The sequence below is a fragment of the Thermostichus sp. MS-CIW-26 genome (assembly GCF_054059115.1).
In genome coordinates, this window is record NZ_JBSSBV010000001.1 from 85,721 (window position 1) to 109,603 (window position 23,883).

The window sequence follows — 23,883 nt, forward strand, 5'->3', positions numbered from 1 at the left end:
CTAGCTCTGTTGCCAGCGCAGGCTTTCCACCGATTGCACCGTGGCAAACAGCCCCAGGACGATGATGCTCAAGAAAAGAATGAGGCTGCTGCTGCTGAGGATCCCTTGCACCCAGTTGCTATATTGCTGCAGCAAAGACACATGCCGCAGCGTTGCAGCAATCCAGTTCTCCTCCTGGCCGGCTGCCGCGTCGATCACCCAGAGCAACAAAATCAAGCCAAAGGTGGCCACTGCTGCGATGAGCGTGCTGTCTGTTAGAGACGAGATAAACAACCCCAAGGCCATGACACTGCCCGCCAGCAGGGTTAGGCCCACATAGCCCATCAAGGTCAGGCGGTAGTCCACTGCCGGGTTGGCGCTGCTCAGCACCAGCACATGGTAGACCAGCGGCGGCAGCAGCAGCGTGATGAAAAACACCCAGACCGCCAACCATTTGCCCAGGGCCACCTCCAAGTTGGTGATGGGAGAAGTAGCCAGCAGCTCCATCGTGCCTCGCCGCCGCTCCTCGGCATAGGAGCTCATGGTGAAGATGGGCAATAGAAATAAGGAGAGGGTGCCCAAGAGGTTGAGAAACTGCTGTGACAGGATGGTGGCCGCGTCGAAATTGTTCTCCTGGCCGAACTGGGCGAAAAGATCCACCTGCTGAGAAAAGCTGATCACCCGCACCAGAATATTAAAGAAGAAAAACCCCGCCAGTCCCCAAAACACCGCGGCCACCACATAGGCAATGGGGGAGGTGAAGTAGCCGCGCAGCTCTTTGCGAAAAATGGCAACCACTCCGTTCATGCCGCTTCCTGATACATTCACGCTGAACTCTCCTGAACATGGTTCAGGAAAGAAGCGATCGCATCCTGCCTATCTCTGAGCAGGAAGGCGGTATCCCGCAAAGCCCTGAGGAATACCCCCCGAGCGCTTTCCCCCTTCACTTCCCGGCAACCGTTGCGGTGGACTCAAGGATCAGGGGGAAACTTGGTCTACTATATCCCTCTCAATGACTTTTGCCAAACCGCCTAAAGCTCAGTAAATTCAGCAAAGTTCAGGGTTTTGGGGGTTAGAGGCATGCTCCAATGCGCCCTCAGATCCCTCTTGCGTAGTGAGCTGCAGGAAAATCTCTTCCAAAGAAGCCTGCGGGCGGCCTATCTCGTAGAGGTCGATCCCTGCCTGCACCAGCACCCTGGCCACCTCCGGGATCCAGCCGTCCGCGGCAGCGTTGCTCTTGAGCTGCACCTGCCAGCGGGAGGGATCCGCCGCCAAGGGCTGTAGGCTCACCACCTCCACTTGGGGCAAAGGCTGCAGGGCCGTCCGGATGGCCATTGCCTCGGTTGCCCCCACCACCAGCTTTGCCTGCTGCCGATCCTGGAGCTGGGCTGTCAGCTCGGCAGGCGTGCCAATAGCCGCCACCTGGCCGCGGTTGATGATCACCACTCGGTCGCAGGTCATGCTCACCTCGGGCAGGATGTGGGTGGAGAGGATGATGGTGTGCTCCCCCGCCAGGCTCTTGATGAGCTTGCGCACCTCGATGATCTGCTTGGGATCCAGCCCAATGGTGGGCTCATCCAGGATGATCACCGGCGGGTCGTGAACCAGAGCTTGGGCGATGCCCACCCGCTGCTTAAACCCCTTGGAGAGCTTGCGGATGAGGGTGTGGCGCTTTTCTTCCAGGCTGCAGCGCCGGATCGCCTCGTCCACCCGCCTGGGCCGGTCGCCAGCGCTGACCCGCTTGATCTGGGCCACAAAGTGCAGGTACGCCTCCACCGTCATGTCGGGGTAGAGGGGTGGGTTTTCCGGCAGATAGCCAATGCGCTGCCGCACCGCCATCGAGTTTTCGTGAACATCAAACCCGGCCACCCGCGCCGTCCCCTCGCTGGCAGGCAGATACCCCGCCAAAATGCGCATGGAAGTGGTCTTGCCAGCCCCATTCGGCCCCAAAAAACCCATGATCTCGCCGGCGTTCACCTGGAAGGAAACATCGCGGATGGCAGTGAAGCTGCCGTAGGTTTTGCTCAGATGCTCAACTTCGATGGCACCCGCGGTTGCACGAGCAGTGGGTAAACCTGTCATCAGCAACTCCTAACCTAGAGGGTCAGCAGCGATTAGCAAACGGTCCAAGGCCGAGTTACCCCTATTCCCAAAGAGGACAAATGTCGGGAAGCAGGCTCGGGCAAGAAGGCGGGCAACAGCGCTGAGGCCACATGCCAACTTAGCATAGCGGCAGCGAGGATGAGTCGAGGGAACTGGGATCCCTTTCCCCCTTTTGGTGGGGATCCATCGGTTGGCTAGTCGGCAGGGCTTGTGAGGGATCCCCACTGTTCCAGTCCCAGAACGCGGCTTTCCCCTGGACAGGCCGCCACCACCTCCCCAATGGGGAAGGCTTCGGGGAGCAGGGATCTCACCTGATTTTCCGCCTCAGGGGGGATCACCAGCACATAGCCCACCCCTAGGTTGAAGGTGCGGAACATCTCCAAGGTCTCCACCTGGCCCTGCTCTTGGAGCCAGAGAAACTCCTGTGGGATGGGCCAGCTATGGGGCTGCAGCCGCGCCGCCTGGTTGGGGGCCAAACAGCGGGGCAAGTTTTCCGGGATCCCGCCGCCAGTGATGTGGGCCATGCCGTGGATGGCGATCCCTGCTGCCTGCAGCCGCTGCACCGCCTGCACGTAGATGCGGGTGGGGGTGAGGAATACTTCCGCCAAAGGCCGATCCCAGCCGGGAGGCCGGTGATCCCAGCGCCAGCCCCGGTCGGCCACAATCCGCCGCACCAAGCTGTAGCCGTTGCTGTGCAGGCCGCTGCTGGGCAAAGCCAACAACCGATCCCCCAACTGCACCCGCGACCCATCCAGAATGGCCGCCTTCTCCACAATTCCCACACAAAACCCCGCCAGGTCGTATTTCCCAGGGGGATAAAACCCCGGCATCTCCGCCGTTTCCCCGCCCAGCAGTTGGCAGCCCGCCTCCTGGCAGCCCGCCAAGATGCCGTCGATCACCTGCCACAGGGCTTCTGGCTCCAGCTTGCCAGTGGCCACATAGTCCAAGAAAAACAGCGGCCGGGCCCCCACCGTCAGCACGTCGTTGACGCACATCGCCACCAGATCGACGCCCACCCCCTGGTGCTGACCCCACTGCTGGGCAATATCCAGCTTTGTCCCCACCCCATCGGTGCCCGCCACCAACACCGGCGCTTGATACCCTGTCGGCAGCTCAAACAGGCCGGCAAAGCCGCCGATGCCACCCAAGGTTTCTGAAGAACCTGAAGACGGAACTTGAATCCGTTCAACGCGCTCGCGGATCCCCCTGACAAAGGCGTGGCCCAGATCGATGTCAACCCCTGCTGAGCGGTAGTCCAAAATGCCAAAACCCCTTATGCTATCAAGACTTGAGCTCCTGTGTCCGACCGTACAAACGGGTCAACTCAGAAACCTATGGTACATTAACTTCTGTTTTAACCGTCGCACTGGAAGTTGTACGAGATTGGAGAGGAGCGCGGCCTCATGCGAAATTGGAAACAGCTTGGACAGGGACTGGATCCCGCCCGCAAAATGGGCTTGGTCAGTTGTCTCTGTGTCACGGCTTTGGGCTTGCCGGCAGGCATGTTGGGCAGCTTGACTTCGCGAGCACAAGCCTCAACGCGAACCGGATCCCTGAGCACCCGAGCAGCGGAGCTGTCATCTGACTCCCAATTGCCCTCCCCGGCCACCGACCTCGTTCCCCCTTCCCAACCCGCCACTGCTGCCGCAGCCCCAGTCAGAACGCTGCCGAGAATTCCCCAAACCCCTATCTCCGGCCACGAGGGTCTTGCCCCTGCCAAACTGGGTACCCTGAACTTGGATCATCCCTTGAACCGATCTCGCCAGGCGATCCTGCCCCGTCGAGCAGAAGAACCCATTCTCAAGATCGGCGAACAACAGCAGCACACCAACCAGCCCATCTCCACCCTCTACGACTATCAGATGGACGGGCAACAGGTGGTTACTGTCTATGTGCGGGATCTGCCCATTGTCAGTTTTGTCGAGCACCCTGGGCTAGAACCACCGCTGATGCGGGCCAGCACCCTTGTGGCCCAGCTCAACCAAATGGCCCAGGGATCCCTGAAAGACACCACCATCACCCTAGGTTGGGCAGGTTTGGAATTGGCCGAACAAGGCTTGGGTGTTCCTCTCTACACCATTCAGGTCAACAACAAGGAATTGCTGCGCATCGACGATGGAGTGCTGTTGATCGACAACCAGCGCCCGGTGGATGTGGCTGTTTTGGCTGCCAATCGTCTGCGCCGTCTGCTGCTCGATGCCCCGCCCATTTCAGCTCCGGCCCTGCCTCAACCGGCTGCTCTGACCGCCAAAGCCGCTGTTGCAGGTTCCAAGCCGAAAACAGCCCCTCAACAGGAACCCGCCCCTGTCCGCGTGGTTGGGCCTGTGCAAGAGGGCATTGCTTCTTGGTATGACCTGCACCCAACCCGCCATGAGATGACGGCTGCCCACCCCACCCTGCCCTTTGGCACCGAGGTACGGGTGACCAACCTGAAAAACGGACGCCAGGCTGTCGTGCGCATCAACGATCGCGGCCCTTTTATCCCCGGTCGGATCATCGACCTCTCCCTGCGGGCGGCAGAGGTGTTGGGGATGGTGCGCTCGGGGCTGGCGCCTGTGCGGGTGGAAGTGGTGCAACGCTAGCTAGGGCACGGGTGAAAAGCGCTTGGAATCGGGGGAATAGCGCCAAGAAATGCCCTCGGGATCCCGGCTGCGGCTCCACTCCGGAAACCCGGTTTTGAATTTCCAATAGGTAATGGCGGAAACCACCACCCCCAAACGTTCCGCCAACTGAGTCTGGTTGAGGGGGCGCAGCGGTGCCCGTGGCGCCGTAACGGCGGTGGGGCTGGGTGTGGGGGCAGAGCCTGCCGACTCTTGGGGGGCCGTGGCTGCAGGGGTGGGCGCTTCCTCCTCCAACCGGTGACTACGGCTGGGCTCCTGGGGACGCAGCAGGCTGAACTGGCTCAACAGGCCGACATTTTCCAGGTTTAAAAGATTTTCCAGGTTAGAGGTTTGGTGGATCAGCTCCAGCTCACGGCGAAATTCATCCTCCAGCACCTGCAGGTAGTGTTCCCGCTTCTGCTCCGACTCGGCATCTTTGAGCAGCCCCAAGGCAAAGCTGAGGTTCGAGAGGGGCTCGCTCAGATCCTGCAAGAATTTCTTGAACAGAGTGCCCTTCACGTCCGTGAACTGCTGCAACTGCTGCAGTTTTTGCCGCAGCTCTTCGATTCTTTTTTCTTCCAGCTTGCGGTTCTCGAGGCTCTGGCGGTGGTTGTGCAGGGCAATTTCGATGGTGGTGTAGAGTTCCCGCTCTTTGAAGGGTTTGATGATGTAGCCAAAGGGTCGGGTCTCTTTGACGCGGGAGAGGGTGTCTTCGTCGGCGTAGGCCGTCAGATGCACCACCGGAATGTTGAAGCGCTCGGTAATCCGCTTGGCGGCTTCTATACCATCGATATCGCCTTTTAAGACGATATCCATCAAGACTAAGTCCACCGGCATCTCTTCCAGCCTTCGGATTGCTTCTTCCCCGGAAGAAGCAATGGCGGGCACAGCGTAGCCAAATTTTTTCAGAACGTTGGCAATGTCCTTGGCGATGATCTTCTCGTCTTCGACGACCAGGATACTGCCTTTGACAAGGGGTGGAACTCTCTTCAAGGCTCGCTCCTCGGAAAGGTAATGATGAAGGTGGTACCCGGTTTGCTCCTCAATTGTATCTTGCCCTGTAGCTGATCGGTGAGGGTTGCAACCAGTTGTAAACCCAGAGATTGAGTTTCCTTGAAGTCAAAGTTCGGGGGCAAGCCAACGCCATTGTCGGAGACTCGCAACTGAGTATATTTGCGGGTTTGGCTGAAATGAATCTCTATCTCCCCGCTGCGGCCCTTCGGGAAGGCATACTTGAGGCTGTTGGTCACCAACTCGTTGATGATCAGGCCACACAAGACCGCATCGTCCAGGTTGAGGCGGATCCCTTCGGCGCGGATGTTGGCGCGAATGCTCTCGGGGTTTACCCCGTAAGAGTGAAAGAGGTTGGAGATCAAATTGTGTAGGTACTGCTTGAGATCCACAGCGGCCAGATTGTTGGATTGGTACAAACCTTCGTGGATCAAAGACATGGCTTGAATACGGCTGCCGGCATCCTTAAAAACGCGGGCGTACTTGCGGCTTTTGATTTGGTCAGCTTGGAGCCGCAGCAGGCTGGAGATGATTTGCAGGTTGTTTTTGACGCGGTGGTGAATCTCCCGCAGCAGGACTTCTTTTTCCTGAAGGGCAGCTTGGATCTGCAGCTTTGCCCGTTTTTCTTCGGTAATGTCTTCGCAAATGCCGATGATGAAGAGGTTTTTGCCCTTGGGATCCCGGACTGCAGAGACTGCCAGGCGGCACCAAACCACCTTTCCGCTGCGGTGGATGTAGCGTTTTTCCAGGTGGTAGCGATCCCGTTGGCCGTTCAAAACCTCCTGGAAGAGTTGCCAATCTTCCTGAATGTCCTCGGGATGGGTGAGGTCGCAGAAGCTCATGTGGGTCAGTTCGGCAGCGCCATAGCCCAAGATCTCTTCCAGAGCGGGGTTCACTTTTAGGTAATGGCCCCGATGATCGACGATGGAAATGCCCAGGGCTGACTGCTGGAAGATGCCCCGTAAACTCAGCTCACTTTGGCGAAGGGCTGCCTCGGCTTGCTTGCGCTCGGTAATGTCCAAAATCTGGCTTAGAAAGTAGCTGGGATCCCCTTGGGCCGTGCGCACCAGGGTGATGCGAAGAATGGCATAGACTATTTGGCCGTTCTTGTGGATGTAGCGTTGTTCCTGTTCGCACTGATGCACCTGGCCGGCCAGCAGGCGGTTGCTGTTTTCCAGAGTGGTGGCGATGTCGTCGGGATGGGTGATGTCGAGGACGGTTTTCCCTTTGAGATCCTCCAGGGTGTAGCCCAGGGTTTCGGTAAAAGCGGCGTTGATTTGCAAATAGGTGCCATCCACGTGGGTCATGGCCTTGGCAATGGGGGCCCATTCAAAGGATTGGCGGAAGCGTTCTTCACTTTCTTTGAGGGCAATTTCTGCCTCCACGCGGGCGCTGATGTCGATCACCTGGTTGAGAAACTGGGTGGGCTGTCCTTCCTCGTCGGTGAGCAGGGTGGCCTGAAACAGCACATGAACAATCTGACCGGAACGATGGGTGTAGCGAATCTGGCGCTGGCTGACGGAGACCTTCCCCGCCAACAAAGCCTCATTGGCCCCCAGCAGTGGGTTGACATCTTCGGGGTGGAGAATGTCCAGTTGCTGCCGATGCTTCAATTCTTCGGGGGTGTAGCCGACAATCTGGGCAAAGGCATCGTTGACCTGGATAAATCGCCCCTGCAAGTCCACAAGGGCAATTCCATTGGGGGCCAGCTCAAAAATCTGCCGAAAATGGTTGGCGCTTTGTTGCCAGGCTTGCTCTATACGACGCCGTTCGGCTTCCAGTTGCTTGGACTCGGTGATGTCTTCGACGATCCCTGCCACCCGATAGATTTTGCCCTCTTTGTCGGCGATGGGAAAGGTGCGTTCCCGCAGCCAAATCAGGCGGCCATCGGTGCGATAAATGCGGAAGACGACATCGGTGGATTTGCCCTCCGATTGGGCTTTGAGGATGGTGGGGAACAACCAGCGATCGTCGGGGTGGATTTGGCGCATCCAGGCTTGGGGGTTGGCGTAAGCCTCTTCGGCGGAAAGGCCCCAAAGGGCTTCGCAGGCTGGGCTGACGTAGATCAGCTCTTTGCTGTAGAGTGTTGTGATCCAAAACAGTTGCTGCGTATTCTCTGCCAGTTGCAGAAAACGATGCTCGCTCTCTCGGCGGGCCTCTTCCAATTGTTGTTGTCGTTCTTTCAGTTGACGGGATGCTGTGATGTCGGTAACAAATCCTTCAAAATAGAGGGGATCCCCTTGGTTGTTGTAGATGGTGCGGGCATTTAAAGAAATCCAAATCAGTCTGCCATCTTTGCGGCAAACTTGGTGTTCAAAATTCACAACTTGACCTTCTCTCAGCATGCGCTGAATGAATTCGGCTCGCTGCTCCGGATCGCTATAGATTTGGGTGCCGATATCGGAGACGTTGTGCATCAAATCCTCAGGGGATTCGTAGCCGAAAATATGGGCCAAGGCCGGGTTGGCAACCAGATATTTGCCCTCTAGGGTGGTTTGAAAAATGCCTTCGACGGCGTTCTCGAAGATCTGCTGGTAGCGGGCAGCAGTGCTGCGGCTGTCCTGCAGTTGGGATTGGAGCTGCTCGAGGGTTTGCCGATGCTCCTGGGCCTGGAGAAGAATGTGCTTCAGGCTGAGGGCAACGAGGTCAATCTGTTCCCGTTCAAAGGAACTCAGTTGGCGAGGATGGCAGTCAAGCAGGTGCAGATCGGCCAACCGGATCCCCTGCTCAGTCTGCAAGAGGAAGGATTCATGAAAAGGCCATTGCTCAGCCCCAGGACTGGCATTGAGGTTGAAGGGTTCGCCGGCTGGGATCCCTTGCGGATCCCGGTAGAGGATCCCTTTTGAAGATGAGTGGGGATCCGATCCCGGCTGATCCAGTTCCAGATAGACCAAGGGCACTTTCAGCAGTTGACCCAGTAATTGCAACAGCGGGTACAGCGCTGTACCCAGTTCGGTTTGAAGGGACTGCCCTTCCCTGGGAGCAGTCCGCGGGAAAGCAAAACCGTGCACAACGGATCTTGGCGAGCGAGAAATGGGAGGTGACATGGGAAAACCTGGCCGAGGAGCTGGCTCAACCCAGTCCATCACGACAGATCGGGGGTGCCTGGTTGGGCTGATCTCCACAGGGAAAAGGAGCAGGCGCACCCATTCTGCACCCACTCTACTCTAGCGATACTCTGGAGAAACTTACTTTGAAACTTACTTTAGTGAAACATGCTGCTGACGGAGCTATCTTCATGGATGCGCCAGATCGCTTCCCCCAGCACATTGGCTACCGAGAGAACGGTTAACTCGGGAAAGTGCTGCTCTGGAGGGATGGGGATGGTGTTGGTGACGATCACCTCTTCAAACAGGCCACCCCGCAGGCGTTGAATGGCCGGCTCAGAAAAAACAGGGTGAATGGCGCAGGCGTAAACCGCCTTGGCCCCCAGCTTGCGCAGCAATTTTGCCCCTTCCGAGATGGTGCCTGCGGTATCGATCATGTCATCCACAAGGATGGCAGTTTTCCCCCGCACATCCCCAATCAGATTCATGACTTCCACATCGTTGTGGGCTTGGCGGCGCTTGTCAATGATTGCCAGAGGGGCTTCCTTGAGTTTTTTGGCAAAGGCACGGGCACGAGCCACACCCCCCACATCGGGAGAGACGACCACAATGTCTTCGTCGAGCAAGCCCTTTTCCTTGAGGTAAGCCTGTAATACCGGCTGGGCGTAGACGTGGTCGAGGGGAATGTCGAAGTAGCCTTGAATCTGGGCCGAGTGCAGATCCATGGCCAGCACGCGATGGGCCCCTGCCTGGGTGATCATGTTGGCCACCAGCTTGGCGGTGATCGCTTCTCGTCCTGCCGTTTTGCGGTCGGCACGAGCGTAGCCGTAGTAGGGCAAGACAGCGGTGATCTGCCGGGCAGAGGCGCGGCGACAGGCGTCAATAATGACCAGCAGTTCCATCAGGTGGTCGTTGACGGGGCGGCAAGTGGGCTGCACCAAGTAGACATCGGCACCCCGAATCGACTCCTGAATTTGGATGTACAGCTCGCCATCGGCAAAGCGCTTGCGCAACATCGGGCCCAGATCCATGCCCAAGTAACGCGCCACCTCTTGAGCCAGAGCCGGGTTAGCGCTGCCTGAGAAGATTTTGAGGCGGTTGCTATCCGAGATGGGTGGCAGGGGGGAAGGGCGGAGAAGAGGGGCAGGGCGAACCACAGATCGATGCTGAACTCGTCCGCAGCCAACGCCTAACGGCGAGCTGTCGCTATCGTAGCACCAGCACTTGCAACCTCAGCAACTGTATTCTTGGGGATTTTCTGGGGAGGCAGGTTACTATGAGCAGAATGAAGGTCGAGCTGCTGCACATCCACAAGCGTTTTGGGGCGGTACAGGCGAACCGCGATGTGTCCTTACGGGTGGAGGCGGGCACGATCCACGGCCTGCTTGGGGAAAACGGGGCCGGCAAAAGTACCTTGGTCAAGATCCTGAGCGGCTTTCTGCGCTGCGATCAGGGGGAGATTTGGATCGATGGGCAACCGGTTCGCATCGACAGCCCTGCAGCGGCCATTCGCCTGGGCATTGGCATGTTGCACCAGGATCCCTTGGATTTTCCTTCTCTGACGGTACTAGAAAACTTTATTGCCGGGCAGCGGGGGCGCTTGGGCTTGGGGCTGCGGGAAAGCCGAAGACGTCTCGAGAAAGCCTGTGAAGAGTTTGGTTTCAACCTCAACCCCGATGGAGCCATCGGCAGCTTGACGGTGGGGGAACGGCAACAACTGGAAATGCTGCGGTTGCTTTCCCTGGGGATCAACACCTTGATTTTGGATGAGCCAACGACGGGCATTTCTGCAGCGCAAAAAGATCTTCTGTTCGCGGCTCTGAGAAGGTTGGCGGAGCAGGGCAAATCGGTGATCTTCGTCTCCCACAAGCTGGCCGATGTGGAATGCCTTTGCGATCGGGTGACGGTGATGCGGCAGGGGGAGGTGGTGGGGGAGCTGCCTGTTAGGGGTGAAGACATTGCCCTGTTGGAACAGCGGTTGATCGATTGGATGTTCGGGCGGGAGTTGACACCCCCGGCTCGGCCCCATTCTCCGCAAAGGAGAGCGGATCCCCTGTTGGAGTTGCGCTCCCTGGTGGTGCGGCATGAGCCGTTTGCCTTGGCTTTGCCAGATCTGGCGGTGCAGCCGGGGGAAGTGATTGGGTTGGCCGGTTTGGAAGGCAGTGGGCAACGCTCTTTCCTGCTCACCTGTGCAGGGTTGTTGCCGCCCAGGCGGGGCCAGATCTTGTTGGGGGGGCAGGAGATGACAGGCCGTCCTTACGGCGACTATCTGCGCTGTGGGGTGGGGTTTTCTCCGGCGGATCGGCTGCGGGAAGGGCTGATCCCCGGCTTAACCTTGCAGGAGCATTTTGCCCTCCAGCAGCAGGATCCCTGGATCAACTGGGCTCTGGCCCGTCAACAGGCCCAAGCGGCCATTGAATACTTCAGCATTCGCGGTCACCCCTACAGCCGGGTGGAGCAACTCTCGGGGGGCAACCAACAGCGCAGCCAGTTGGCTCTCTTGCCCACACCCCTGAGTCTTTTGCTGATGGAGCACCCAACGCGAGGGTTGGACATTGAGTCGGCGCTGTGGGTCTGGGGGCAATTGCTGGAACGCACCCAAGCGGGTACGGCTATTCTTTTTGCCTCGGCGGATTTGGACGAGATCCTGCAGTACAGCGACCGAGTGATGGTGTTCAGCGGCGGACAGGTCTCGGAGCCCATTCCGGCGGCGGAGCTCACCGTTTCGCGGCTGGGGCAGATGATGACGCTTCCCGTCTTGCGCAGCACTCACAGCAGCGAGATCCCAGGGATCCCAACTGAGGTTTAGAGGGCTGGTCGCATCAGCAGGAACTGACACTCTGCCGGAGCAAGAGCATGACTCTAGTCAATAATAAGCTCAACTATACTGAAAATAGTGTATAATATGTTCAGTACGGATTACTACCAGTTGATCTTTCTGTTTACTTTCGAGTCTGCCAACATGGTAGCCAAAGCAAAGCAGAAAATTGGTAGTAAGACGACACGGAAACTGCGCTTTGGGTATTCTACTCAAAGCTTTGCGGGATACCGCCATTCTGTTTGGAAACAAACAGAATGCTATCGCTGCATAGTTGAACAGTGATGTTCAGCAGTGTTCAGCGTAAATGTATCAGAAGGATTTGAGAACGGCATGGCAACCGGCTAGAGCAAGGCTTAGAGTAGCAGTAGCCCCAAGCCTTTTGCTCAAGGAGTCCGGCCATGGGATCCCAGGATCGCCTCTTGCCTCCAGGAGCAGAGGAGCTGCAATCTGACCGCTCGCCCTCCTCGGAGCAAGTCCTTTTGGAGCTCACCGTTCGGGGATCCCGGCAGCAAGTCTTGCAGGGTTTGCGGGCCTGGCTGGAGCTGAGCTTGCTGACTCCAGAGCACTTTCGCTTGCTGGTGGAGCAGTATCGGCTGGAGGCGGAGGAACCAAGGTCAGCGGCAGTTTCCCCCAGCGACGAGATCCCGGCTCGTCTTGACTCGGCCTACGTGCTCTGGATTTTGGGTTTGTTTGGCATCTGTGGCCTGCACCGTTTTTATCTGGGCCGCTGGCGGACGGGTTTGCTCTGGCTGTTGACCTTTGGGCTGCTGGGGATCGGACAGCTCCTGGATTTGATTTGGATCCCAGGGATGGTGCGAGAAAGAAATGCTCGCCTGGCCGGATCTGGGGTTGAGGAACCTGCGGTCGAGGGGGGAGAAGAGCCCCAAGCTGCCCCTCAATCCACTCGCGCTACTCGGACGGAGTCCTTGCCCCCCCCTACCCCGGCACTGGCTGTTTTGCTGCGGAACTTGCTGTCCGAGCTAAGCGTGACTTGGCTGTTGCTGCTGGGCCTGTTTTTGGTGGTGGTGTCCTCCGGGGTGCTGGCGGCCAGCCACTGGGAGCAATTTTCTCCAACTGCTCAGTATGGGGTGCTCTTGGCCTATACGGCGGCTTTTGGGGTAGGTGCTGGATGGATCCAACGGCAGGAAGGGCTGCGTCTAACCGGTCAAACCTTGGAGGCTATTGCCCTGCTGCTGGTGCCGGTGAACGTGTGGGCCCTGGATGGGCTGGGGATCCTTTGGGGGATCCGCATCCTGGCGCTGGGCTTGCTGCTGGGGATCCCGTTGACGGCTGAGGGTCGGGTGCGCTCGCTGGGTTCAGGTGCCGGCTTTCGCGACAGCGGTGTGGAGCCCAATGCCTTTTACGGAACCTTGGTGAACTTTTTGGCCCTCTCTGGCTTGCAAGCTTTCTGGAGCTTGGGGCCGCAGGAGCTTCGCCCTGCTTTTGTCCTGGGGATCCTGTATCTGGGGATCCTCAGCACCGTGATTTACACCTGGAGCCGCCGGTCTCGGGAATTACGGGGCTCCAAGATCTGGCTAATCGGGGCTGCCGGATCCCTGTTAATCCTACGGGGGCTGCTGTCTGGGCATGTCCAAGTGCCGCAGTTGGGGTTGGCGGTGGCCCTGTTGGGTTGGCTGGCAGCGGAATGGCCCCAGGGATCCCCGGACGTCGTAGCAGAAGGCGCTCAGGAGGGGACGCTCTCCCGCTGGTGGGAGGGGAGCTGGGTGCTGTTGGTGGTGGGCTGGCTGCTGGCTGCCATTGGCTTGGCGGAGAGCCCTTTCAGCGGCTGGCAGTTGCTGGGGATTAGCCTGCTGGGGATCCATGTCTTAATCGGGCGCTTGCGCCGACACACCCAGTCGCCCCAGCGGGACGAAGTCCTTAGGGTGCATTTGACGTTGCTGTTCTTGCTGGGCCTGGAAACTTGCTGGGCTTTTTGGCAGGTGTGGCCAGCAAGCTGGCGGCAAGAGGTTGTAGCTACAGTAACCAACTGGTTTCAGCCCCTTGATTCCCCTTGGGGCTTGCTGGGGTTGGCGCTGCTGCCCTACGAGGTGCTGTGGCTGGGGTTGGCGGCCCGCTGGCAGAGGAGCACTCCAGAAGCCGGCGAGACAGACTTTTCTGGGCTGGTGGAACCAACAGAGCGCTTGGTTTTGGGGCTAGGGGGATCCCTGCTGCTCTTGAGCCTTCCCTATCCGGCCATTCGCTTTTGGCACTTGCTTTTGAGCGCCGGGATCCTGGCCTGGTGGCTACAACAAAAGTCCAGATCAGGAGAAACTCCCAACTTTCTTTGGGTACTCCTGACCCACGCCTACGGAGTGGGGGCACTGCTAGCCGGGATCCGCTGGCTTTTGCCCGACTTGTTCGCGCCAGCGGTGCGGAGCACTAGCCTGTCCAGTTGGGGAGTGGTTCTGCTGCTGGTGGGCCTATTGCAATGGGCAGGGCGGGTGGCTCTGGGTGGGTCAGAGCGCTTTTTTTGGGGAGTGCCTGCGGAGCTGTGGCAGCGAAGTGCAGATGGCATAGGGCTGGTGCTGGTGGGATCCAGCTACTTGGCGTTTTTGCTGCAACGGCTCCCCGAGTTGTCTGCGACGGGTGAACAATCCTTTGGCTGGCTGTGGCTGCTGGTGCCTCTTGCTTTAACGGCAGCTCAGGTATTGGCCCTGCCCCCCCTGGAGTTCATGCCCCGCTGGCTGCAGAGCCCAGAGCAAGGGGGATTGGGATCCCTTTCCTGGCAGCAGGGGATCCCAGTGCGGGGATCCCTGCGTCTTTGGGCCGTGCTCTCGCTGGTGATGGCGCAGTTGCTCACCTTGGGCAGGCCGGGCCCGGATCTGCTCGGGCTAGGGCTGGGGTTGCTGCTGCTAGCTACCCAGGTGTGGCTATGGGCTTGTCCCTTGCCAAGTTCCCCTACTCCTGGAGCAGAGGGGGAAGCCCTGCTGGCGGTGGCCTTCGGCTCAGGGTTCGGCCTGGTGGGGATCAGCCGGCTCTTGCCGACACTTACGGAAGCGGAATGGCTGCTGGTCTTGGCAGCGCTGCTGTTGCTCTTGAGCGGCTGTCGCTACGGCATCCGGCACCTCTCTTCTCGCCTGCAAGCCGCTTACCGGCCAGCCCTGGATGGCTGGGGTATACCCTTGGGGTTGGTGCTCTTGCTCTCCCTAACGTTGCCCACCGCGGCGGCCCTCTTCACCCCTTCCTCGCCCCCTGCTTTCTCGGCAGCCATACCGCTGGCCTCTGGGGTTACCTGGCTGGCCATTGGTCTCCGACTTTGGGTAGAGGTTGCTCCGGTCTTCTCTGCTCCCATTGCCGAGACGGGATCCTCTCAGACCCTCCCCCCTAGCGCTAGCGGGACGGAGTCCTCTCCGACAGGGGATGCCCCTGAAATTGCCCAAGCCCTTTCATCTGGCCAGATCAAGGGTCAGATGGATGGGTTGTTGTACGGGCTGGGCTGGGCTTTGGAGCTACTGGCGGCAAGCGGCGTGTTGTGGGCTGTACAGGGATCCCGTCCTGTTGCCCCTCTGCTTGCCGTCATCAATCTGAGCCTGGGGATCCTCTTTTGGATTGGGCCGGAAAAACTCTTGCTTGAGGGGGCCGCTCGCGCTGGCGGGACAAAGTCTTTGGGGGGGCAGCTCCTGCAACAGGTCAGGGCCCTGAGCTTCTGGCGGACGGGGCCTTTGATCTATGCAGGGTTGGGCTGGCTGGGATCCCATGCCCAGTGGAGTGAGGTAACGGGCTTGGGCAGCTTAGGTCTCTCCATCGTGCTGCTGGGCCTGGGGCGTCGACAGGCGGTCCAACGGGCGCAAGAGCAAGGCCGGGAAGACCTCCGTCCTGCCAACTGGAAAGGGCTCCTGGGCGCTTGGGGCGTGTCTGTGGCCGCCTACGAGAGCTGGGTTTACTTCCTCAGCCAGCGAACTGGGGGATCCCTGGCAAATGGGTTGGTGTTGATCGCTCTGTTAGGGCTGAGCTTGGCCTGGGGCTACGGCTTTTGTCCCCCTTGGCTGGTGGCGACCCTGCGGCTGAAAGCGGCCTGGCTGCAGCGGATAGGCGCCGGCAACTGGGGCTTGGCCAGCCTACTCCTTCTGTTCGCCTTTTGGGATCTCGGTCTCAGCCCTTGGGGGAAGTGGCTCTGGGTGCTGACGGGATCCGGCCTGGTGGCCTATGCCGCCGGACAGGGGAGAACCTCAACTCTAGAATCTCCAACAGAGCGAAATTGGGCGCCAACGGTCTGGGGTTACCTCAGCGCATGGCAGGGGGCTGGGGTTCTGCTGGGCGGTGTGTTCCTGGGGCTGCCGCAGCTATCCATAGCGCGGTGGGCCGGATCCCTGCTCTGTGGGCTGGGGCTGGTTTACCATGGCTTGCCCTGGCGAGGGTGGGGCTGGCCGTCGGATCCCTGGCACAATACGGCCTTGGTGCTACCCCTGACTGCGTTTCTGGTAACCGCGGGAGGAAATAACACCCTTAATCTGCTGCTGGGGGCAACCTACTATGCCCTGCTGGCTATCTGGAGATCCCAGGTGCGCCTGGGCTATGTCAGCCTGTTCTTGAGCAACTGGATCCTGTGGAGTTACGGCTGGCATCAGGATTGGGCTTCCCTGACGTTCTATGCCCTGCCCCTGGTGGGATCCCTGCTCTATGTGGCTCAGGTGGATCCGGGATTACAGGAAGCCAGCGGGCGACAGGGGCGACATTGGCTGCGGCTGGTTTCCTTGGGCACATGGCTGCTGGTGGTGATGGTGGAAACCCACGGGCAACTGTGGGCGGGATTTTGGCCGGTGGGGCTGGGCTTAGCTTTGGGTCTGCTGGGCTTGGCCTTGCGGGTAAGAGCTTATCTCTTCGTGGGCACGCTGGCTTTTGGGCTGGGGATCCTGCGGCAGGGATGGCTACTGGTGACAGCTTATTCGCTGCTGTTCTGGGCCACTGGGATCCTGCTGGGCCTGCTTCTGATTTGGACGGCAGCCAATCTTGAAAGGCGTCGAGAAGAGGTGGGATCCCGCCTCTCCGCTTGGCTAGGGCAACTGCAGAGCTGGGAATGAAAGAATCCTGAGTCCAGCCAATCTGAGCAGGATCAACTTGAGGAGGGCTGACCTGTTCGCGACAGCGGTGCGGAGCACTACTGAGGCCCTATCAGAGGAGGCGAACACGCCAGAAAATGGATCGACGAGGAATCGACACTCAACGCGAGTGATGAGAAAACAAGTCGGTAGGGCAGGGGGTATGTCAAACTGAGGCTGGCCTTTCTTTGGAGGATGGGGTCTATTGCTGGGCAACGTTGACCCAAAGGTGTCTTCTCAGCCTAGGTGGAAAAAGCTTCTGCGGCAGATCTTGGCTCCTTGGCGCGAGTTCGATGGCATGTTGCTGGCCACGGTGCTGGCCTTGACAGGCATCGGCATTCTTGCCATCCGCAGCGCAGTCTGGGAGCGTCCCATCAGCCACTATTGGCTGCAGCAGTTGATCATGGCCGGGATCAGCCTGGCGTTTTTGGGAGTGGTGGCCCGGATTCCATATGAGCGGCTGTTGCGCTGGCACTGGTTCACCTACTTCTTGACCTTGGCGAGTTTAATTGCAGTGCTCTTTTTCGGCACAGCAGGCGGAGGAGCGGAGCGCTGGCTCTCCATCGCCGGCTTTCAGGTGCAGCCTTCTGAGTTTGCCAAGCTGGGGGTAATTGTTACCCTGGCTGCTCTCCTGCACCACTGGCCGATCAAGTACTTCAGCCAGATTTGGGTGGCTGTTGCCGTCGTCGCTCCCCCCTGGATCTTGATTTTCCTGCAGCCCAACCTGGGCACTGCCCTGGTGTTTGTGGTGATTGTGCTGGTCATGCTCTACTGGGCCGGGGCCAAGGGCAGTTGGATCCTCTTGCTTTTGTCGCCGGGGGTGGGAGCCATTCTCTATGGCTTACACACTCGCCCAGAGCAGAGCTGGATGCTTTGGATTTGGCTGCTCTGGTGTCTGGGAATGGCGGGGTTGGCCGCTTGGCGTCTCCCCTGGCGGTGGACGGGGGCCGTAACTTTTGGGGTGATCAACCTGCTCTCGGGGCAGTTGGGGCAGCTAGCTTGGCACCTTCTCAAGCCCTATCAGCGGCGGCGGCTGGAGATTTTCATCGATCCCATGCAAGAGCCTTGGGGATCCGGCTATCACCTCATTCAATCCCGCATTGCCATCGGAGCCGGCGGCCTCTGGGGCCGCGGTATCCAGCAGGGCACCCAAACCCAGCTGGACTTCATCCCCGAACAGCACACGGATTTTATTTTCTCGGCCATTGGGGAAGAGATGGGTTTTATCGGCACCCTGACGGTGCTGATCCTGTTTTGGATCCTGTGTGCGCGGCTGATCTGGATTGCCCAAGGGGCCAAGGACAATTTTGGATCCCTGATTGCCATTGGGGTGCTGGCGATGATCCTCTTTCAGGCGGTGGTGAACATCAGCATGACCATCGGCCTGGCCCCGATTACCGGCTTGCCTTTGCCTTTTCTAAGTTATGGCCGCTCGGCTCTACTGACCAATTTTCTGGCCATTGGCTTGGTGGAATCGGTGGTGATGCACCGCCAGCGTACTAGTCTTTTCAAGTAGGCAGGCTCAATTTGCCTCCAGCGGGTTTGGCCTCAACAAGGGGAAGCTGCTGCCAGCGTTGGGCAACACTGGCCAAGGATCTTAAGATAGGAACACGGAGCCCCGGCTGGTCGAGCTGGCATGTTGCGTTTGGATCCTGCCCTCTACTTTGACCACAGCGCCACCACTCCGCCTCGGCCTGAGGTGATCGAGGCCATGCAGATGGCGATGCAGGAAAGCTGGGGCAACCCCTCCAGCTTGCACGGGTGGGGAGAACGGGCCGCCATGGCCATGGAGCGGGCGCGGCAGCAGGTGGCCGAGCTGCTTAACTGTGAGCCGGAGGCGCTGCTGTTTACCTCAGGCGGGACGGAGTCCAACAACCTGGCCCTGTTTGGGGTGGCCCAGCGCTACTCTACTCCCCAACATCTCATCATCTCCAGCGTCGAGCACGCCTCGGTGGAGAATGCTGCCCGCCAGTTGCAGTCCCAAGGCTGGCAGGTCACCCGTCTGCTGGTGAACGCCGCCGGCCAGGTGGATCCCCAGACTTTGATCCAGGCGCTGCAACCCAATACCGTTTTGGTCTCCATCGTCCACGGCCAAAATGAGGTGGGATCCCTGCAGCCCATTGCAGAGCTGGGTCAGATCTGTCGCCAGGCGGGGGTGCTCTTCCACACCGACGCTGTGCAGACGGTGGGGCGGATCCCGCTGGATCTGGCGCAACTGCCGGTGGATCTGCTCTCCCTTTCCGGGCATAAACTCTACGGGCCCCAGGGGGTGGGGGCGCTGTACGTGCGCCCAGGGGTGGAGCTGCGACCGCTGCTGCGGGGGGGTGGGCAAGAACGGCGGCTGCGGGCTGGCACCCAAGGGATCCCGGGCATTGTCGGCTTGGGAGTGGCGGCAGCTTTGGCGGCCCAAGAGCTATCTCAAGAAACGGCCCGCCTGCGGCAATTGCAACGGCATTTGGCCCAGTTGCTAGCGGAGGCGCCCGGTTTGCGGCTGACCGGCCCCGTCCGTTTGGAGCAGCGTCTGCCCCACCACCTCAGCTACTGCGCCGCAGGGATCCCGGGGAATGTGCTGGTCAGGGCCCTAAGCCGCCAGGGGATCGCCATTAGCGCCGGCTCCGCCTGTAGCAGCGGCCAACTGATCCCCAGCCGCATCCTCTTGGCCATGGGCCACTCAGAAGCCGAGGCGCTGGGATCCATTCGCCTTAGCCTTGGCAAAGCCACCACCTACGCTGCGGTTGAGTATGTGGCCCGATGTCTACAAACGGAGCTTGCCTCCATCTCCAAATCCGTAGCCTTGGGGAATGCGGCAACTCAATCCCCGTTGTCGATCCCCGTCACGTAGCCGGATCGAAGGTCGGGCAGGCTGGGTTAAGGTGATAAAGAGTTACAGGGCTGGTCGCTATGGCTGAGATGAGTCCGTATCAGGTGTTGGGAATTAGCGAAGAAGCCTCTTTTGAAGAGATTCAATCGGCGCGGGCTCGGCTCCTGGCCAGCTTGGGCGCCGATGAACAGCAGCAAGAGCGGGTGGAGCAAGCCTACGATGCCATCCTGATGCAGCGCCTGCGCCTGCGCAAAGAGGGCAAAATCGCCGTTCCCGATCGCATCCGCTACGCCGAACAACGGGCTGCCCATCCTGAGCCGGAGCTGAGTTTGCCCCGCCCTGCTGCCCAAAATCCCCCCTGGGTCAGCCGCTGGTTGGATACCCCCTCTACCGCCGATGCCCTCTGGCCTGCGGCGCTGCTGGGTGGGCTGGGGGGTTGGGTTATCCTGGCTCCCGATGAGTACCCCTCGCTGCAACTGGCCTTGGGGCTGATGGCTTGTATCTATTTCCTGTACCGCAAAGAGCGCCGCTTCATTCGCGCTTTTCTCTTGGCCCTGGCGGGCCTGAGCCTGGGGCTGATGTTGGCCTACGGCATTGCCCTTCCCCTCACCGGTGGCGATGCTCCTGGTGCGCTGTTGGTGGGGATCACGTTTACGGTGATGTGGTTGGTGACCAGCTTTCTGCGCTAGCTGCCGGTTGGCAACGGATATCCAACCAGGGATCATCCTCACCTGCCAAACCGCCGCTGCCGCGACTGATAGCTAAGCAAGGCTTGGTGAAAAGCGGCTCGGTCGAAATCCGGCCAGAGGATGGGGGTGAAATACTGCTCGGTGTAGGCCATCTGCCAGAGCAGGAAGTTGCTGATGCGCATCTCGCCGCTGGTACGGATCAGCAGATCAGGATCCGATAAGCCGGTGGTGTAGAGAAATTGGGAAAAGAGGGCCTCGTCAATCTGATCCGGCTGCAGCAGCCCCTGCTGCACCAAGGTGGCAATGGAGCGGCAGGCTTGTAGGATCTCCTGTCGTCCCCCGTAGTTGAGGGCCACCGTCAGGCAAATGCCCTTGTTGTGCTGGGTGCATTCCACCGCATGCACGATGGTTTCCTGCAGAGAGTGGGGCAGAGCCGACAACTGGCCGGCAAACTGGATGCGCACCCCCTGCTGCACCATTTCCCCCAATTCCTGCCACAGCACCTGCTCGAACAAAGTCATGAGGAAATCCACTTCCTCGCGGGCCCGGCCCCAGTTCTCGGTGGAGAAGGCATAGGCGGTAAGGGCTGGGATCCCCCAATCATTGCAACAGCGCAGCAGCTCCTTCAGGGCCGATACCCCTCGCTGATGCCCAACGCTGCGGGGTAAACCCCGTTTTTGCGCCCAACGCCCGTTGCCATCCATCACCACCGCCACATGGCGGGGCAACAACTGCGGATCTAGGTCGGCAGGCAACTGCAGAAGATGGGCAGGAGAAAGGGTCATGGAGATTCAGTCTTCGGGGAGGGTTTTCTCAGGTTTGCGAAAGAGTTTAGTCAGATCGGCAAGGGATCCCCACCAGCGCAGCGGCCCATTGCGAAACCAGGGGTGGGCCCACAATCCCTTTAGCGGAGCATCTCGTTTTTTGGCATCGCGGGGATTGCGCAACCGCTGTACCAGCAGTTCGTGTAACTTGGCACTGGTCAGAGGCCGCTCGATGCGCCCACCCTCCGCCAGGGAAATGGATCCCGTTTCTTCTGAGACCACAATACACAAGCAATTGGTCTGCTCTGTGATCCCCATCGCAGCGCGGTGCCGTGTGCCCAGCTGTCGAGAGGCGGCCCGCTCCGAAACCGGCAGGATGACCCCCGCTGCGCGAATGCGATTCCGATGGATGACCACAGCCCCATCATGCAACAAAGTTGAAGTCTGGAAAATGGTCTGCAAGATCTCCCGCGACACCCGCGCCTGGAGAGGTACTCCTTTGTCGGTAAATACCCGCGAGTCAATTGGCTGCTCCGGCTCGATCACAATCAGCGCTCCTGTGCGGTTTTGGGAAAGTTCTCGCACTGCTTGCACCAGTTCTTCCACCAAATCTTCCTCAGGATCCTCCTCGTCATCGCCTGCGTTGCTCGGCCACTCCATGCGGATGGCTCTTGCCAATTGCTCCAGCAGCCGCCGAAACTCCGGTTGAAAGAGCACGCCCATGGCTACAGCTGCGCCCAGGAGCAGGCGATCCAAGATCAGGTGAACCAAGGGGAGAGAGGCTGTGGCCAGGTACAGCACCAGCAGCACTATAAATCCCCTCACCAGCACCCCAGCACGACTTTCGCGGGTGTAGTAGAGAGCCAAAGCCAACAGAAAGACAGCCAGAGCCCAGTCCAAGAGGCTGAGAAAGTTAAACTGCTGTAGCCAAGCCCATAAGGCCGCCAGCATGGCGAAAAACCCCGTTCACGCTCCCCTCATTGCGGACCTTCTGCCTGGTGCCGTTCTGCACCTCAGAACCCCTGTTGGACTGCGGCCCCCAGACCAGCCTACCACTCACCTCCTGGCTGTTTTCCAGTCTTTCTCGCATGAGGTGCGTTGGCTGCGGTCGGCGCTGCCAGGAAAGGCTGTGCCTCTACTGACCAGATGGGTATGGGCAAACTTCCCCTTCAACGCAGCAACCGCTCCGGCAGAACATCCTGACGGATTAAGTCGGCATAAGTTTCTCGCCGCACAATCAACTGGGCCTCTCCCTCGTTGACCAGCACCGCGGCTGGCCGAGGGAAGCGATTGTAATTGGAAGCCATGCTGTAGTTGTAGGCCCCCGTCGCCAAAACCACCAACACTTCTCCTGCCATTGGGGCGGGCAGAAGCACATCCTTCAACAGCACATCCCCCGACTCGCAGTGCTTGCCGGCCACCGTTACCCGCTGCGTGGCCTCTGCCTCTGGTCGGTTGGCCAGAAGGGCGGTATAGCGGGCTTGATAGGTGATCGGGCGGGGGTTGTCGGACATACCACCGTCGATGGTGATGTAGGTGCGTCCTTGGGGCAGGTCATCGCTGGGAGGGATCCGCTTTTGCCCTCCCAGGGTGTAGGCGGTCACGGCAGCCGGCCCAATCACAGATCGTCCAGGCTCGCAGAGCACCTTGGGCAAAGGGATCCCGGACTGGGCAAAGGCTTGTTGCACCGCCGTTGCCACAGTTTCCACCCACTCCGGGATGGAGGGGGGATCATCGGATTCGATATAGCGGATCCCCAGGCCCCCACCCACATTCAGCTCTTGTAGGGGCAACCCTCTGCCCAGCCCTTGCCGCCAGATCTGGGCCAGCACCCCCGCCAGGTCGCGGTGGCCCTGTAGATCAAAAATCTGTGACCCAATGTGGGCATGGAGCCCGACGCACTGCAACTGAGGATGGGCGGCCAAAAAATCCAGCACTTCCGGCAATTGCCATCGCCCGATGCCGAATTTGCTGTCGGTTTGCCCGGTACGAATGTACTCGTGGGTGTGGACGTCGATACCGGGGTTAACCCGCAGGAGCAGCCGCGCTGGCCGTGCGGGCGTGGTCAGGGCCGACACCTGCTGCAGTTCGTACAGGCTATCGACCACCAAAGTACAGCCCGTCTCCAGGGCCAAGTTCAGCTCGTCGAGAGACTTGGCGTTGCCGTGCAGATAGAGATCTTCACCTTTGGCCCCCGCCTGCAGGGCCGTGTACAGCTCCCCGCCGGAAGCCACATCCAACCCCAGCCCTTCTTGCAGCGCCAGAGCACAAATGGCCAGGCAGTTCCAGGCTTTCGTGGCGTACAAAACCCGGGATCCCCCGGCGTAGCAGCGGGCCCAGGTGTCACGGTAAAGCTGGCAGGCGCGGCGCAGCGTCCATTCGTCCAGGATGTAGAGAGGGGATCCAAACTGGCGCACCAGCTCCACCACGTCGCACCCCCCAATTTCCAAGTGCCCCCGGCTGTTGATACGGCTGGTCAAGGGGCGCAAAGACTGGTTGGGGGAAAGGGTCTGCTCTGGATGGGTGGGAGTGCCGAGGGTCGAAATCATGGTCAGGAGTCAGAAAACTGTCTTAAACGATATCAAGTTCCTTATTCAGTTTGTCTTGAAAAGTGCCCAGCCCTAACCCGATCCCTTTATACCCAGCTCTGGGGCTGCCTCGTTCCGCTTCGACTCTGACTCCTCGGTTTTGAGATGGCTGACAATTGGCACAGTGGGAGTGTGTCTGACTTACGCAACACCTTCTGCTATGATGAAAGACCGGTGTCAACGGGTCGATGCCCGAGGGGTTAAAGGGGGCGGACTGTAAATCCGCTGGCTTACGCCTACGTTGGTTCGAATCCAACTCGGCCCACCATCGGCTTTGCCCACGTGGCTCAGTGGTAGAGCACCCCCTTGGTAAGGGGGAGGTCACGAGTTCGATCCTCGTCGTGGGCTTGGCGCTCTGAAGATGATCCCAGCCGCTGGCGCCAGAAGAGCTATGGCCCGAACAACTGGGGAGATGACAAGA

The 23,883-nt window shown here is 59.5% G+C and carries 15 protein-coding genes and 2 tRNA genes; 8 read left to right on the forward strand and 9 right to left on the reverse strand.

Annotation, left to right across the window (positions count from 1 at the left end):
- The 3 genes from ACVWZU_RS00400 to purM all read right to left on the reverse strand — a co-directional run bounded on the left by ACVWZU_RS00400 (window position 1) and on the right by purM (window position 3,341).
- Window positions 1–786: an ABC transporter permease gene (locus tag ACVWZU_RS00400; RefSeq protein ID WP_011433262.1), complete on the reverse strand. Its 786-nt coding sequence runs from the start codon at window positions 784–786 to the stop codon at window positions 1–3.
- A gap of 240 nt (window positions 787–1,026) precedes the next feature.
- Window positions 1,027–2,061: an ABC transporter ATP-binding protein gene (locus ACVWZU_RS00405; RefSeq protein WP_457402528.1), complete on the reverse strand. Its 1,035-nt coding sequence runs from the start codon at window positions 2,059–2,061 to the stop codon at window positions 1,027–1,029.
- Window positions 2,062–2,276: 215 nt separating this feature from the next.
- Window positions 2,277–3,341 (reverse strand): phosphoribosylformylglycinamidine cyclo-ligase, encoded by a 1,065-nt coding sequence (purM, locus tag ACVWZU_RS00410; RefSeq protein WP_457442779.1) that lies wholly within the window; start codon window positions 3,339–3,341, stop codon window positions 2,277–2,279.
- 144 nt (window positions 3,342–3,485) lie between these two features.
- Here purM and ACVWZU_RS00415 point away from each other — a divergent pair, with 144 nt between their 5' ends.
- Window positions 3,486–4,664: a septal ring lytic transglycosylase RlpA family protein gene (locus tag ACVWZU_RS00415; protein ID WP_457442781.1), complete on the forward strand. Its 1,179-nt coding sequence runs from the start codon at window positions 3,486–3,488 to the stop codon at window positions 4,662–4,664.
- Here the strand turns inward: ACVWZU_RS00415 and ACVWZU_RS00420 are convergent, their stop codons facing one another.
- The 3 genes from ACVWZU_RS00420 to ACVWZU_RS00430 form a co-directional block, all read right to left on the reverse strand.
- The gene (locus ACVWZU_RS00420) at window positions 4,665–5,675 is read right to left on the reverse strand and encodes a response regulator (protein ID WP_414350654.1); all 1,011 of its coding nucleotides are present in this window, start codon (window positions 5,673–5,675) and stop codon (window positions 4,665–4,667) included.
- Window positions 5,672–8,740: a PAS domain S-box protein gene (locus ACVWZU_RS00425; RefSeq protein WP_457442783.1), complete on the reverse strand. Its 3,069-nt coding sequence runs from the start codon at window positions 8,738–8,740 to the stop codon at window positions 5,672–5,674. The genes ACVWZU_RS00420 and ACVWZU_RS00425 overlap by 4 nt, the downstream gene beginning before the upstream one ends.
- Window positions 8,741–8,898: 158 nt before the next feature.
- Entirely contained in the window at window positions 8,899–9,897 is a 999-nt protein-coding gene (locus ACVWZU_RS00430) for a ribose-phosphate pyrophosphokinase (protein ID WP_011433256.1), read from the reverse strand.
- Window positions 9,898–10,016: 119 nt separating this feature from the next.
- On the opposite strand from ACVWZU_RS00430, the gene ACVWZU_RS00435 reads away from it, so the two are divergent.
- The 5 genes from ACVWZU_RS00435 (at window position 10,017) to ACVWZU_RS00455 (ending at window position 20,110) form a co-directional block, all read left to right on the forward strand.
- Entirely contained in the window at window positions 10,017–11,549 is a 1,533-nt protein-coding gene (locus ACVWZU_RS00435; protein WP_457442785.1) for an ABC transporter ATP-binding protein, read from the forward strand.
- Window positions 11,550–11,959: 410 nt separating this feature from the next.
- Window positions 11,960–16,582: an NINE protein gene (locus ACVWZU_RS00440; RefSeq protein ID WP_457442787.1), complete on the forward strand. Its 4,623-nt coding sequence runs from the start codon at window positions 11,960–11,962 to the stop codon at window positions 16,580–16,582.
- A 223-nt stretch (window positions 16,583–16,805) separates the two neighbouring features.
- Window positions 16,806–18,116: a rod shape-determining protein RodA gene (gene rodA, locus ACVWZU_RS00445; protein ID WP_457442789.1), complete on the forward strand. Its 1,311-nt coding sequence runs from the start codon at window positions 16,806–16,808 to the stop codon at window positions 18,114–18,116.
- A 120-nt stretch (window positions 18,117–18,236) separates the two neighbouring features.
- Complete coding sequence (locus ACVWZU_RS00450) at window positions 18,237–19,442, forward strand: cysteine desulfurase family protein (protein ID WP_457442791.1); 1,206 nt, start codon at window positions 18,237–18,239, stop codon at window positions 19,440–19,442.
- A 68-nt stretch (window positions 19,443–19,510) separates the two neighbouring features.
- Window positions 19,511–20,110 (forward strand): CPP1-like family protein, encoded by a 600-nt coding sequence (locus tag ACVWZU_RS00455; RefSeq protein ID WP_011433251.1) that lies wholly within the window; start codon window positions 19,511–19,513, stop codon window positions 20,108–20,110.
- Window positions 20,111–20,148: 38 nt separating this feature from the next.
- Here ACVWZU_RS00455 and ACVWZU_RS00460 read toward each other — a convergent pair whose 3' ends face one another.
- From ACVWZU_RS00460 to lysA, 3 genes are all read right to left on the reverse strand, one after another.
- Window positions 20,149–20,895 (reverse strand): isoprenyl transferase, encoded by a 747-nt coding sequence (locus ACVWZU_RS00460; protein ID WP_414350149.1) that lies wholly within the window; start codon window positions 20,893–20,895, stop codon window positions 20,149–20,151.
- A gap of 6 nt (window positions 20,896–20,901) precedes the next feature.
- Window positions 20,902–21,825, reverse strand: coding sequence for a diadenylate cyclase CdaA (gene cdaA / locus ACVWZU_RS00465; protein WP_414328940.1), 924 nt, complete (start codon window positions 21,823–21,825; stop codon window positions 20,902–20,904).
- 218 nt (window positions 21,826–22,043) lie between these two features.
- Window positions 22,044–23,423 carry a diaminopimelate decarboxylase gene (lysA, locus tag ACVWZU_RS00470; RefSeq protein ID WP_457387260.1) on the reverse strand — a complete coding sequence of 460 codons (1,380 nt, stop codon included), beginning with the start codon at window positions 23,421–23,423 and terminating at the stop codon, window positions 22,044–22,046.
- A gap of 221 nt (window positions 23,424–23,644) precedes the next feature.
- Here lysA and ACVWZU_RS00475 point away from each other — a divergent pair.
- A tRNA-Tyr gene (locus ACVWZU_RS00475) sits at window positions 23,645–23,730 on the forward strand.
- A gap of 8 nt (window positions 23,731–23,738) precedes the next feature.
- Window positions 23,739–23,810, forward strand: a tRNA-Thr gene (locus ACVWZU_RS00480).
- Window positions 23,811–23,883: the final 73 nt, after the last annotated feature.

Bases quoted from the DNA above. Each gene is read 5' to 3' on its own strand.
- ACVWZU_RS00435 (WP_457442785.1), top strand. From the start codon at position 10,017: ATGAGCAGAATGAAGGTCGAGCTGCTGCACATCCACAAGCGTTTTGGG.
- ACVWZU_RS00415 (WP_457442781.1), top strand. From the start codon at position 3,486: ATGCGAAATTGGAAACAGCTTGGACAGGGACTGGATCCCGCCCGCAAA.
- cdaA (WP_414328940.1), bottom strand. From the start codon at position 21,825: ATGCTGGCGGCCTTATGGGCTTGGCTACAGCAGTTTAACTTTCTCAGC.
- ACVWZU_RS00405 (WP_457402528.1), bottom strand. From the start codon at position 2,061: ATGACAGGTTTACCCACTGCTCGTGCAACCGCGGGTGCCATCGAAGTT.
- ACVWZU_RS00425 (WP_457442783.1), bottom strand. From the start codon at position 8,740: ATGTCACCTCCCATTTCTCGCTCGCCAAGATCCGTTGTGCACGGTTTT.
- ACVWZU_RS00455 (WP_011433251.1), top strand. From the start codon at position 19,511: ATGAGTCCGTATCAGGTGTTGGGAATTAGCGAAGAAGCCTCTTTTGAA.
- ACVWZU_RS00450 (WP_457442791.1), top strand. From the start codon at position 18,237: ATGTTGCGTTTGGATCCTGCCCTCTACTTTGACCACAGCGCCACCACT.
- lysA (WP_457387260.1), bottom strand. From the start codon at position 23,423: ATGATTTCGACCCTCGGCACTCCCACCCATCCAGAGCAGACCCTTTCC.
- ACVWZU_RS00400 (WP_011433262.1), bottom strand. From the start codon at position 786: ATGAACGGAGTGGTTGCCATTTTTCGCAAAGAGCTGCGCGGCTACTTC.
- ACVWZU_RS00460 (WP_414350149.1), bottom strand. From the start codon at position 20,895: ATGACCCTTTCTCCTGCCCATCTTCTGCAGTTGCCTGCCGACCTAGAT.
- ACVWZU_RS00440 (WP_457442787.1), top strand. From the start codon at position 11,960: ATGGGATCCCAGGATCGCCTCTTGCCTCCAGGAGCAGAGGAGCTGCAA.